The sequence below is a fragment of the Saccharothrix algeriensis genome (assembly GCF_016907655.1).
In the GTDB taxonomy this organism is placed as follows: domain Bacteria; phylum Actinomycetota; class Actinomycetes; order Mycobacteriales; family Pseudonocardiaceae; genus Actinosynnema; species Actinosynnema algeriense.
Genome location: NZ_JAFBCL010000001.1, coordinates 63088 through 75691, shown reverse-complemented (window position 1 = coordinate 75691; position 12604 = coordinate 63088). Strand labels below are relative to the sequence as shown.

6 protein-coding genes are annotated in these 12604 nt (G+C 75.8%); 2 read left to right on the top strand and 4 right to left on the bottom strand.

Features of this window, described 5'->3' with window-relative positions:
* Positions 1-329 precede the first annotated feature (329 nt).
* Together JOE68_RS00305 and JOE68_RS30680 are read right to left on the bottom strand one after the other, a co-directional pair.
* The gene (locus JOE68_RS00305; protein ID WP_204840331.1) at positions 330-1193 is read right to left on the bottom strand and encodes a geranyl diphosphate 2-C-methyltransferase; all 864 of its coding nucleotides are present in this window, start codon (positions 1191-1193) and stop codon (positions 330-332) included.
* 353 nt (positions 1194-1546) lie between these two features.
* Positions 1547-2404 (bottom strand): class I SAM-dependent methyltransferase, encoded by an 858-nt coding sequence (locus tag JOE68_RS30680; protein WP_307819391.1) that lies wholly within the window; start codon positions 2402-2404, stop codon positions 1547-1549.
* Between the two features lie 514 nt (positions 2405-2918).
* Between JOE68_RS30680 and JOE68_RS00295 the strand changes: the two genes are divergently transcribed.
* Positions 2919-6251, top strand: a complete 3333-nt coding sequence (locus tag JOE68_RS00295; RefSeq protein WP_204840329.1) for a DUF4082 domain-containing protein — start codon at positions 2919-2921, stop codon at positions 6249-6251.
* Positions 6252-6361: 110 nt separating this feature from the next.
* Here the strand turns inward: JOE68_RS00295 and JOE68_RS00290 are convergent, their stop codons facing one another.
* Together JOE68_RS00290 and JOE68_RS30675 are read right to left on the bottom strand one after the other, a co-directional pair.
* Positions 6362-6787, bottom strand: a complete 426-nt coding sequence (locus tag JOE68_RS00290) for an Hsp20/alpha crystallin family protein (RefSeq protein WP_204840328.1) — start codon at positions 6785-6787, stop codon at positions 6362-6364.
* Positions 6788-7084: 297 nt separating this feature from the next.
* A complete protein-coding gene (locus JOE68_RS30675; RefSeq protein ID WP_239562071.1) occupies positions 7085-8992 on the bottom strand; it encodes a cyclic nucleotide-binding domain-containing protein in 1908 nt (635 codons plus the stop codon).
* Positions 8993-9485: 493 nt separating this feature from the next.
* Here JOE68_RS30675 and JOE68_RS00280 point away from each other — a divergent pair, with 493 nt between their 5' ends.
* The gene (locus tag JOE68_RS00280; RefSeq protein ID WP_204840327.1) at positions 9486-12575 is read left to right on the top strand and encodes an AfsR/SARP family transcriptional regulator; all 3090 of its coding nucleotides are present in this window, start codon (positions 9486-9488) and stop codon (positions 12573-12575) included.
* The last annotated feature ends 29 nt before the right edge of the window (positions 12576-12604 follow it).

Genomic DNA, 12604 nt, shown 5'->3' with positions numbered 1-12604 from the left:
GGGGGCGGCGGTGGTGAGGTCGGCGGTGGTGAGGTCGGCCGCGCCCTCGGTGATCCGCGCCCTCGGTGATCCGTGGCCGGCCGTCCGGGTCGGCGGGGGTCATCGGGCCGGAGCCGTTGAGCCGGGGTCGTCGGGCCGGGGTCGGTGAGCCGGAGCCGCCGGGCCGGAGCCGCCGTGCTGAAGCCGTCGGACCGGGGTGGCGCCCGCGGTGGGGCGCCGGCGACCGGTGATCAGCGCGCGGTGATCACCGGTCGGCAGGTCGCGGTCGGCGTCGGCGACCGGTGGAGGGCCCGGGCCGGGTCGCGTGCGGCGGGAGGCGCCGGGTGGGCTCAGACGCGGCCGTGTACGCGGTCGGCCACGATGAGCAGGTAGTGGAAGCTGCCCTCGCGGTACGCGGTCAGGAAAGAGGACTCCACCCCGGTCGCCACCGACGAGCGCTCCCGCAACTCCCAGTACGGAATGGTCTCCGGCGTCAGGTCCACCACCTCGATCGGCACCAGGTTGTTCGCGGTGAGCGCCTTGAAGTATTCGCTGCGCGGGTGCACGCTGCACGTGTAGCGCTCGTCGATCTGGCTGACCGCCTTCGAGCGCCCGCCCGTCACGTCGTTGTAGCAGCCGGTGATGCACACGTACCGCCCGCCGTGCTGCAACAGCCGGGAGAATTCGCTGAACAAGTCGAACAGGTCCACGTACATCGTGGTCTCGTTGGTCCACACGCCGCGGAAGGCGCCCGTCTCGAAACCGGTGTCGAGCATGTTCCGGAAGTGGAACCGCACCCGGTCCGCCGCGCCCCACTGCCGGGCCTGGTCGTTCGCGAACTCCACCTGCTTCTCGGAGATGGACACGCCGTCCACCCGGCAGCCGTAGCGCCGGTTGGCCATGATGCTCGTGCCGCCGCGCCCCGAACCGCCGTCGAGCAGGCGGTCCTCCGCGCCGACGCCGGCGAACCGGTCCAGCAGGAAGTCGGCCTGCGCGGTCTCCAGCCGGTGCAGCTCGGCGATCACGCGCGCGTCGCGCGTGTCCTCCGGGCCGGTCAGCACGGACTCGTCGTACGCGCCCAGCCCGTAGTGGTGGTGGTAGAGGTTGTCGACCTCGCCGAGGCGGATGTTGACCGGGTCGCGCTCGGCGTTCCAGTACGCCGCCACGGACTTCTGGTATTCGGTGCGCAGGACGCCGGGTACGACGGTGGTCATGGGTGAATGCTCTCCTCGTGGGTGCGCGCACAGCCGGAACAATCGAGCACGGGATTCACGGGCTGAATGGGCGGCGGTGAATTCGGGAGGAAGTTATTCCCCCTCGGTCGTGGCCGGGGATTACGCTAGCATCGGCTATTTGACCGTGTACAGTCGCCCGAATGGGTAGCGCTGAGCCCTGACGGCGCAATTACTCCGGTTGGTGGCAATGGCCGACACGATTCGGCGAACGATCGGATTTGTCGGCGACGCACGGTGCGCGCCCGTGCGCCGGCAAGGGGCCGACAGCGGGACGTCCCCGTGATCGGGGCACCCCGTGGGTGGTGCGCGCCGGTGGCGCGGTCACCGGGGGATCAGGCTCGGAATCCCGAAGGCCGGGCGGCCCCGGAAGCGGTGAGCAGGAAAGCCGGCGACGACCAGTAATCGTGCAGCGGGCGCACGCGGACGTCGGTGAAACCCGCGCGCCGGACCTGCTCCGCCCACCGGGCCGCGGGCTGCTCCCACGTCGAGCGCACCGCCCCGGGCAGCAGCTGGCCGGTCAGCACGGGCATGAGGAAGCCCTGCGCGACGAGGTCCCGGTCCGCGCCGTACTCGGCCAGGCCGCGCTCGTAGGTCTCGGCGAGGAAGCGCAGGCGGTCCCGCGGGGGCAGGTCGGGCACGTCGAACTCCACCACCGCCAGCGCGCCCACCTTCGGCGCGAGCGCGGCCAGCACGCCGTCGCGCACCTCGTGCGGCAGGGTGTGCAGGGCGAACGTCGACTGGGCCAGGTCGAACCGGCCGCAGGTCCCGGCGAACGGCTCGACGCGCGTCCTGCGGGCGTCCAGCGCGATCCCGCCCGGGACGCCCCGCACCGCCGCCTCCAGCAGCGCCGCCGACGGCTCCACCAGGGTGAGCCGGTCGGGCCGGTGGCCGGCGAGCCCAGGGAGCAGCGCTCGGCCGTCACCGCAGCCGACGTCGAGCAGGGACGCGGGCCGCAGCCGCCCGGCGAGGTCGGCCAGCGCCGCGCCCACGGCCGCGTACAGGCCGGTGTTGCCGCCGCCGCCGATGAACGCCCGGAACGCGGCGGGCCGGTCGTAGACCGTCCCGTCCGCGTCCCCGGCCAGGTAGGCGGCCAGCGCGCGGCCCAGCGGCGTGCCGGCGGCGGACGCGAGGTCCCGGGCCCGCCGGGGGTCGCCCGCGGTGAGGGCGGCCAGCGCGGAGGTGATCGTCACCGGTCCAGCTTGGCAAACCCGGCCGCTCCGCGTGACCGGCACCCGGCCGCTCCTGCGGACGGGCCGGGGGTGCTCCCCGCGGCGGGACCCGGCCTCTCCCGTGATGGGGGTCCGGCGGCGCCGCGCAGTGGAGGGTCGGCCGCCCTCCCGTGCGTGGCGGGGACTTGGCTGCTCCTGCGGCGGGAACCCGACCGTTCCTCGTGCCGGGAACCCGGACCGCCGCGACCGACCGCACTTCGGCGCAGACCGCCGTCCGCGGGCGCGACCGCCCGACCAGCGGCCCACCGCCCGCCGTGCCGCCCTTTCCGGTCCGGGTTGGACCGAAAGCCGCAACGCGCGTGCCGCGCAGCCGGCGCGCGCCGGCTGCGCGGGTCGGCGGAACGGTTGTGCCGCAACCGATGCGCCGCCGGGCGGGGGCGGTGGCCCGGCGGCCCGCCCGGTAACGGCCCGCGCCGCCGCGCCGATCCCCGCCGTGAACCGGGGCCGTGCGGCTCCGGGGGAGAGGCAGAGGTCCATGTCCTTATCCGGTGCCCTCGGGCACAGACCACCCCACGCCGGCACGGCGGTGACGCGGCTGCTCGCGGTCGTCGCCCTCGCCGCCGCCCTGCTCGCCCCGGCGGTGGCGAGCCCGCCGCCCGCGCTCGCCGAACCGCCCCCGGCAGCAGCCCCGGCCGTCGGGTTCACCGACGTGCCCGCCGGCGCGACCGTCGGCACGCCTTACGCGTTCTCCGGCTCCGTGACCGAACCCGCCGGCGTCGCCGCCGTCGAGGTGTCCACCGACGGCGGCTCGCTGTGGCGCGCGGCCACGTGGGCGGCGGGCGCGTCGACGTGGAGCCACACCTACACGCCGACCGCGTCCGGGCAGGCGCAGCTCCGCGTCCGCGCGCTGGACGCCGCGGGCGGCGCGCTGGGCACGGCCTCCGCCACGCCCGCCGTCGCGGCCCGGGTGTGCCCGTGCGGCCTGTGGAACGACGGCGACACCCCCGCCGCGCTCGACCTCGCCGACCCGTCCGCGATGGAGCTGGGCGTCCGGTGGCGCGCGGCGTCGGACGGTTTCGTGCGCGGCGTCCGGTTCTACAAGGGACCGGGCAACACCGGCGCCCACACCGGCTCGCTGTGGTCCGAGTCCGGCGCGCGGCTGGCCACCGGGACGTTCACCGACGAGACGGCGAGCGGCTGGCAGACGCTGCTGTTCGCCGCGCCCGTCGCGGTCGCCGCCAACCAGGTCCACGTCGTCTCCTACCTGTCGCCCACCGGGCACTTCTCCGCCGACGTCGAGTACTTCGCCACGTCCGCCCGGCACCTGGAGCCGTTGACGGCGCTCCAGTCCGGCGCCGGCGAGGGCGCCAACGGCGTGTTCCGGGCCGGTGGCGGCTTCCCCGACTCCAGCGCCCGCAGCAGCAACTACTGGGTCGACGTGGTGTGGGCGCCGGAAGCCGGGGCCGACACGCGCGCGCCCGGGATCTCCGCCCTGTTCCCCGGCGCGGGTGCGGGCAGCGTCCCGCCGGGCCAGGCGGTGAGCGCCACCTACGACGAGGTGGTCGACCCGGCGTCGGTCGAGTTCACCCTGACCGGTCCCGCCGGCGCGGTGGCCGGCGCGGTGTCGGTGAACGGCACCGCGGCGCGGTTCGCCCCGGCGGAGGCGCTGGCGGCCGGCACGTCCTACACGGCGTCCACGCGGGCGCGCGACGCCGCCGGCAACCAGGCCGCCGCGCACACCTGGGCGTTCACCACGGGTTCGCCGCGCCCGGCGACGTGCCCGTGCACGGTGTGGGACGACTTCACCACCCCGACCGAGCCCGCCACCGCCGACACCGCCGCCGTGGAGGTGGGCGCCAAGGTCCGGTTCGACGGCCGGGGCGAGGTGCTCGGCGTCCGGTTCTACAAGGGCGTCGGGAACACCGGCACGCACACCGGCTCGTTCTGGTCGTCCTCGGGGCTGCTGCTGGCCACCGGCACGTTCGCCGACGAGACGAGCACGGGCTGGCAGACGTTGACGTTCCTGTCGCCGGTCAGCGTCCAGGCGAACACCACCTACGTCGTGTCGTACAACGCGCCCAACGGCCGCTACGCGGTCGATCCCGACTACTTCCGGGACCAGGCGTCCTACGGCGGCATCAACGCGCTCGCCGACGGCGTCGACGGCGGCAACGGCGTGTTCCGCTACGGCGGTGGGTTCCCCGGCACCAGCCACAACAAGAACAACTACTGGGTCGACGTCGTCTACCGCAGCGGGCTGAACGGCGACCACACGCCGCCGACCGTCGAGTCCCGGGCGCCCGCGCCCGACGCGACCGGCGTGCCGGTGGGCGCGTCCGTGTCGCTGACCTACAGCGAGCCGATCGACCCGGCGTCGCCGCGGGTGTGGCTGACCGACCCGGGCGGTGTGAAGCTGACCGGCGCCATCACCCTGTCCGACGACCAGAGGACCGTCACGTGGACGCCCAGCGCCGCACTGGCCGCGGACACCCGGTACGCGGTGAACGCGCTCGCGGCGGACGTCAACGGCAACACCACGACGTCCACCACGACGTGGTCGATCACCACGCAGGCGTCGGCGGACTGCCCGTGCTCGCTGTTCAGCGGCGCCACCGTCCCGACGACCACCTCCGCCGCCGACGGCAGCCCCTACGAGTTGGGCGTGCGGTTCGAGGCCGCCTACAACGGCAAGGTGGCCGGCGTGAAGTTCTACAAGGGGGAGGGCAACACCGGCGCCCACACCGGCTCGCTGTGGTCCGCGTCCGGCGCGCGGCTGGCCACCGGCACGTTCGGCGGCGAGACCGCGACGGGGTGGCAGACGCTGATCTTCCCGACCCCGGTGGACATCCGCGCCGGCACGTCGTACGTCGCCTCCTACACCGCGCCGCGCGGCCGGTTCGCCGTGGACCACGGCTACTTCCAGGCGCGGGACGTGCGGTCGCCACCGCTGACCGCGCCGCACAACGGCTGGGACGCGCCCAACGGCGTGTACCGGGAGGGCAGCGGGTTCCCGACGAACACCCACCAGGGCAACAACTACTGGGTGGACGTGGTCTACACGTTCAGCGGGGACACCGCGCCACCGGTCGCCGGCAGCCACACCCCGCTGGACGGCGCCACGGAGGTCGACCTGGACGGGCCGGTCACCGCGACGTTCGACGAGCCGGTCGACCTGGCCGGCACCGCGTTCACCGTGACCGACGGCGGCGGGGCGCGGATGGACGGGACGCTGAGCCGGACCGAGGACGGGCACACGGTGGTGTGGACCCCGAAGGCGCGGCTGGCGGCCAACACCCGGCACTCGGTGAGCGTGCGCGCCGCGGACGAGACGGCGAACGCGATGCCGACCCCGATCACGTGGGGGTTCACCACGACGGCGGCGCAGACGTGCCCGTGCACGCTGTTCAGCGCCGCCGCGCTGCCGGCGCGGCGGTGGGAGCCGTTCAGGACGTTCTCCCACGTGGGCGTGCGGTTCACGCCCACGGTCGACGGCGTGGTCACGGGGGTGAGGTTCTACCGGACCACCATGAACCCCGGCCCGCACACCGGGTACCTGTGGGCGTCGGACGGGACGCAGTTGGCCACCGGGCCGTTCCCGGGCGGGACCGCGGAGGGGTGGCAGACGCTGGCGTTCGCCTCTCCGGTGCCGGTGGCCGCGGGGGGCGCGTACGTCGGCAGTTACGCGGTGCACGGGTACCCGGCGCTGAGCGACGGGTACTTCGCCGGGCACCGGGTGGACTCGCCCCCGCTGACGACCCCGGAAGGGGGAGCGGGGGTGCACGGGTCCGGCTCGGGGATGCCGTCGACGGCGGCGCCCGGCGGGCTGAACTTCTGGGTGGACGTGGTGTTCGAGCCCGCGTCGCCGTGAGGCGGGCCCGGTCGGGCGGGTGAGGGTGGCCGCCGGCCCCCTGCCCCGTTCCCCCGCCCGGCGCCGAGAGGGCCGGGCGGGAGGGGCGGGAGCCGGGGGCCGGCGGTCGGTCAGGCGTCGATCTGCTTGGGCTGCGACTCCGCGCTGACGGAGATCTTGCGCGGCTTGGCGCGCTCGGCGACCGGGATGCGCAGGGTCAGCACGCCCGCGTCGTAGGTCGCCTCGATGTTGTCCGTGTCCAGCGCGTCGCCGAGGAACAGCTGCCTGCTGAACACCCCGCGGGGGCGCTCGGCGACCTGGTACTCGTGGTCGCCGACGGCCTTGCGCTCGGCGCGCACGGTCAGGACGTTGCGCTCCACGTCGAGGTCGATGGAGTCCGCGGGGACGCCGGGCAGGTCGAACTGCACGACGAACTCCTCGCCGCTCCGGTAGGCGTCCATCGGCATGGTGGCGGGACGGGCCGTCGTCCCGTTGGCGCCGAAGAACTGCTGCGTGAGCCGGTCCAACTCGCGGAACGGGTCGGTGCGCATCAACATCGTCACAGGACTCCTTCCACACCTTCCAGTCAGGGTTGCGGCGGTCGTCGCCCGCCGCTCACCCTTGACAACGATAGGCTCAAGTTTCCTGTTCCCGCTCGGTCAAAATTTTTTCGCCCACCTGCTCACAAGCGCTCTACCAGCGCAAACAGGCCGGTCGTCGCTGTGGCGCCGGTCAAGTTCACCCGCTCGTGGCCGCGACCGGCCCGGCGCAGCCGTGCCGGCCGGGCCGGGAGGCGCACCCACCGCCGTCGACACCGGCCCGTCACCACCAGGCCCGCCGAGCCGTGCCCGCGGTCAGTCCAGCCGCGCGAACCTCCGCAGGTGCTCCAGGTCGGGCACCAGCACGTCCCGCCGGTAGTGGCTGACCACCACGCCCGCCTTGCGCAGGTCGCTGAACGCCTTCTCCGCCGTGCGCGGCTTCATCCCGGCCATCGACGCCAGCTCGACCTTCGTCAGCGGGATGCCGAGGGTCCACCCGCCGCGCTCCTGGCGGCCGTAGGAGCCGACCAGCTCGGCCAGCACCCGCGCCACGCGCTCGGCGGCGGTGTGCGACAGGAAGTCGCGGCGGCGCTTGTTCGCCCAGCGCAGCTGGTCGTCGACCACGCTGATCAGCTCGACGAACATGTCGTTGCGCCGGTGCAGGAACGCCGTCAGCTCCGCGCTGGTGATCAGCTTCGCCACGACGTCGCCGCAGGTCACCACGGTCGCCGAGCGCGGCTTGTGGTCCAGCGCCGCCATCTCGCCGACCAGGTCGCCTGCGACCCGGATGGCCAGCACCGCCGTGTCGCCCGCCTCGTCGGTGACCTGCACCTTCACCACGCCGTCGAGCAGCAGGAACGCGTGCGTGTCGCGCGCGTCCTGCTCGATCAGCTCCCGGTCGGCGGCGTAGCGCACCACCGTGCCGACGGTGAGCAGCTCCTGGCGGGTGTGGTCGCGCAGCCGGCCCAGCAGGCTGTGGGCGGGCCACTGCGGGTCGGTGGCCAGGGCGGGGCCCGCGGCCGGGGCCACCCGGACCGGGTGCTGGCGGGGCACGGCGTTGCGGGTCAGCGGGATCGCGGGCCGGGTGCGGGCGAGCAGGCGGGCCGCCTCCTCCACCGGCACGTGCACGTCCTCCAGCGCGCGCCGCGTCCCGGCCTCGCCCGCCTGCACCTCGCAGGCCCGCAGCTGGCGGGCCAGCAGCCGGGTCGCGGGGTGGTCGGCGCCGTGCAGCGCGCCGGCCCGCCCGGCGGCCGTGCGCACGGTGTCCAGCGCCCGCCGGGCCTGCGCGTGCGCGCCCTCGGCGCGGGCCACCTCCAGCTCGGCGGCGGCCAGGTTGGACTGGGCGACCAGGGAGTGCGGGTGGTCCGGCCCGAGCTTGGCCACGGCGAGGTCGGCCGCGCCGCGCAGGCTGGGCAGCACCAGCTGCGCCTGGCCGGCCGACCGCCGCACGCGCGCGTGCTCGAACTCGGCCGACGCCAGGTTGGCGCGGGCGACGAGGGACTGCGGGTGGTGCGGGCCCAGGGCGGCGACCACGCGGTCGGTGGCTTCGCGCAGGTCGGCCAGCGCCTCGCCGACGCGGTCGGCGCAGCCCTGGTCGCGGGCGAGCTGGAAGCGCGCCGAGCGCAGGCCGATCAGCAGCGCCAGGGTGCGCGGGTGGTCGGCGCCGTGCGCGACGGCGCTGCGGGCGAGGTCGAGTTCGAGGGCGTCGGGGTCGTCGGCGGGCTCGGCGAGCAGGTCGGGCGCGGCGGGGACGCGGTCGCCGACGGCGGCGGGCAGCCGCTCGGCGCGGGCGCGGGCCACGCCCACCCCGATCGCGGCGGTCAGGCCGACACCGTTGTCAGCGGACCACCTGCCGCCCTCGGGCACGACCCGCGCGGCCATGGAGCCGGCGGGCCCGCCCGCCCAGGGCGTGGCGATGTGCCGGCCGACCAGGTCGGACCGGCCGCGCGCGACGGCGACCAGCGCCCGCTGGTCGCGCACCTTGGCGGCTTCCTCGCTGCCCGGCTCGACCAGGTCGAGCATCGCGTCGAGCAGTTCCTCGCCGGCGTCCGCCGAACCGATCCGGGTCAGCGCGGTCACGCAGCGCAGCAGGCGGTCCAGGTGGCGCCGGGCGGTGGTGGCGTCGAGCGTGTCGGCCAACTCGACCGCCAGGTGCCGAGCCTCCCTCCGGTCCGGGGCGGGTCGGGACAGGGCGGTTTCGAGTTCGACCACACGGCTGTTCATCCGGCACTCCAGGTGGCTGGTGGTTTGCATCGGGGGCATGGGGACCCGACTCGTACTGCCGGCGTGGAATCGGTCCCCCACAGCGCGGATATCGTGCTGTATGACGCTTCGTTAGCCCTTCCGGTTACATCGTTGCTGCGGAAATCGCCGGATCATCCCGGTCGACCGCAATACTGCGGCCACCGTGTGGCACTTTTGCCTTGCCGTGGACCCTTTGCGCATGTCGGAGCGAATGCTACCGACCGCGCCGGGAGCGCTCCCAGTCATTCCACCGGGTGTTCTCGACCGCCCCTGTCGTGGCTGGGTGGGCGGAGCCGCGGAAAAGCGGGCATTGCCGCCGCCGGTCACCCTGGGTGAACCCGCCCGAAGCGCTATGCGGGTGCGCCGGCGCTCTTGTCGCGTTGCTGACGGGTGCTCATTATTCCGGAATCCGCATACACGGCCCGCCCGCCGGCCGCCGGTCCGCCGGCGCGGGCGTGGCAGAGTTGGGCCGGTGCGGGTAGGGGTGCTGGGGCCGCTGGCGGTGACGGCCGACGGGTCGTCGGTGGAGATCGGCGGGACGCGGGTGCGCGCGCTGCTGGTCCGGCTCGCGCTGGGCGCGGGCCGCGTGGTCACGGTGGAGGAGCTGGCCGCCGCGCTGTGGCCGGAGGACAAGCCCGCCGACGAGGTGGGCGCGGTGCGGTCGCTGGTGTCCCGGCTGCGCCGCGCGCTGCCCGACCCGGCCGCGCTGCGCTCCGCCCACGGCGGCTACCGCCTGGACCTGCCGCCCGACGCCGTCGACGCCCACCTGTTCGACCGGCTCGCCCGCGAGGCGCGCCGGTCCCTCGCCGCCGGCGACGCGCCCGCCGCCCGCCGGCTGGCCCGGGAGGCCCTGCGGCTGTGGCGCGGCGCCCCGCTGGCCGACGTGGCGGGCCTGCCGTTCGCCGTCGGCCACGTCGCGGGCCTGGCGGAGACCCGCCTCGGCGCGGTCGAGGACGCCGCCGAGGCCGAGCTGGCCTGCGGGTCGGGCCGGCACCTGGTCGCCGAGCTGACCGACCTCGCCGCCCGCCACCCGCTGCGCGAGCGGCTGCAGGCGCTGCTGCTGCGGGCGCTGTTCGCGGCGGGCCGCCCGGCCGAGGCGCTGGCCGCCTACGAGGAGGTCCGCCGCCGGCTGGCCGACGAGCTGGGCGCGGACCCCGGGCCGGAGCTGCGCGAGACCCACCGCCACATCCTGCGCGCGGAGCCGCCCGAGCCGCCCCGCGCCGGCAACCTGCGGCTGCCGCTGACCAGCTTCGTCGGCCGCCGGGAGGACCTGGACCGGGTCGCCGGCCTGCTCGACCGGCACCGCCTGGTCACGCTGGTCGGGCCGGGCGGCGCGGGCAAGACCCGGCTCGCCACGACGGCCGCCGCCCGGCTGCGGCACGGCGCGTGGCTGGTCGAGCTGGCGCCCGTCACCGACCCGGCGGACGTGGCGACGGCCCTGCTGGGCGCGCTGGGCCTGCGCGAGCAGCGCGCCGTGGACCACCCGCAGGCGCCGCTGGACACCGTCGGCCGCCTGGTGGAGACGCTCTCGCGCGGTGAGCCGCTGGTCGTGCTGGACAACTGCGAGCACGTGGTCGACACCGCCGCCCGGCTCGCCGAGGAGCTGCTGGGCCGGTGCCCGGGGCTGCGCGTGCTGGCCACCAGCCGCGAGCCGCTGGGCGTGCTCGGCGAGGCCATCGTCCCGGTGCCGCCGCTGGACGAGGACACCGCCGTGCGGCTGCTCGCCGAGCGGGCCGCGGCCGTGCGGCCCGGTTTCGGGGTCACCGAGGACAACGCGCCCGTGCTGGCCGAGGTCTGCCGCCGGCTGGACGGGCTGCCGCTGGCCGTCGAGCTGGCCGCCGCCCGGCTGCGCTCGCTCTCGCCCGAGCAGCTGGCCGCCCGCCTGGACGACCGCTTCCGCCTGCTCACCGGGGGCAGCCGCACCGCGCTGCCCCGCCACCGGACGCTGCGCGCCGTGGTGGCCTGGAGCTGGGACCTGCTCGACCCCGCCGAGCGCGACTTCGCCGAGAGCCTGGCCGTGTTCGCGGGCGGCGTCGACCCGGAGGCGGCCGAGGGCCTGGTCGGCGGGGACGCGTTCGACCTGCTCACCGCGCTGGTGGACAAGTCGCTGCTGCACGTCGTCGAAGGTCCCGGCGGCCCGCGCTACCGGATGCTGGAGACCATCCGCGAGTACGGCCTGGAGCGGCTGGGCGAGAGCGGGCGCGTCGGCGCCGCGCGCGAGCGGCACGCCGAGCACTACCGCGACCTGGCCGAGGCCGCCGAGCCCCACCTGCGCGGCAAGGAGCAGCTGGCGTGGCTCGCCCGGCTCGACGCCGAGCGCGACAACGTGCTGGCGGCGCTGCACTTCGCGGCCGACCGCGGCGACGCGGACACGGCGGTGCGCATCGCCGCGGCCATGAGCATCTTCTGGACCGTGCGCGGCAACCGCGTCGAGTCGGTCGGGTGGTTCCGGCTGGCGCTGGGCGTGCCGGGGGACTCGCCCGCCGCCGCGCGACACGTGGTGGCGGCGTTCCTGCTGATCAACGACGCGATCTCCAGCGGCTTCCGCAACACCGGCGAGCACGTGGCCCGGCTGCGGGACCTGGCCGCCACGGCGCCGACCGACCACCCGGTCCTGGTGCTGCTGGAGCCGGTGGTGGGGTTGCTGCTGGACGAGGCGGACAGCGCGGTGCGGGCCGTGGACGCCCGCCTGGACCACCCGGACCCGTGGGCGCGGGCGATGCTGTGGATGGTGCGCGGCGCGGTGCGCGAGAACGTCGGCGACATGGCGGGCGCGCGGGACGACCTGCTGGTCGCCGGGGCGGGCCTGCGCGAGGTGGGCGACCGGTTCGGCCTGTCGCAGGCGCTGACCGCGGTGGCCGACGCGCACCTGGCGTTCGGCGACGTGGACCGGGCGGTGGAGGCGCTGCAGGAGTCGGTCGCCCTGCTGCGCGAACTCGACCCGGACGACGACGCCGCGCACGAGCGCATCGTGCTGGCCAACGCCCGCCTGCGGCAGGGCGACGTGGCGCGGGCGCGGGCGGAGTACCGGGAGCTGGTGCGCACCGCGCGGGTGTCCCAGCCGTGGTCGGTGCGCAGCGTCGCGTTCGCCCGGATCATGCTCGGCGACCTGGCCCGCTACGAGGGCGACCTCGCGGAGGCGGCCCGGCAGTATGAGACGGCGGCCGTCGCGCTGGAGGGCGAGCAGGTCGTCGTGCCGCAGGTCGTGGCCGTCATGCTGTGCGCGCGGGCGCACCTGGCGATCGACCGCGGCGAGCCCGCCGAGGACCTCCTGCGGCAGGCCGGTGAGCAGGCCGCGCTGGCCAAGGACATGCCGATCACGGCCCTGGTGGCGGTCGCGGGGGCGGCGGCGCGCGCCCGGCGGGGCGACTCGGCCGGCGCCGCGGTGCTGCTCGGCGCCGCCGAACAGCTCCGCGGCGCCCCCGACGCCCTGCACCCGGAGATCGTGCGCCTGGCCGAGCGCCTGCGGGCCGACATCGGGGCGGCGGCCTACGACCTGGCCTACGCCTCGGGGGTGGCCCTGGACCGGGCGGACGCGGTCGCGCTGGCCCTGCCGCGGTGACGCCCGGTCCGGCGCGACCCCCTGGCCCG

Bases quoted from the DNA above. Each gene is read 5' to 3' on its own strand.
- JOE68_RS00290 (WP_204840328.1), bottom strand. From the start codon at position 6,787: ATGTTGATGCGCACCGACCCGTTCCGCGAGTTGGACCGGCTCACGCAG.
- JOE68_RS00295 (WP_204840329.1), top strand. From the start codon at position 2,919: ATGTCCTTATCCGGTGCCCTCGGGCACAGACCACCCCACGCCGGCACG.
- JOE68_RS00305 (WP_204840331.1), bottom strand. From the start codon at position 1,193: ATGACCACCGTCGTACCCGGCGTCCTGCGCACCGAATACCAGAAGTCC.
- JOE68_RS30675 (WP_239562071.1), bottom strand. From the start codon at position 8,992: ATGAACAGCCGTGTGGTCGAACTCGAAACCGCCCTGTCCCGACCCGCC.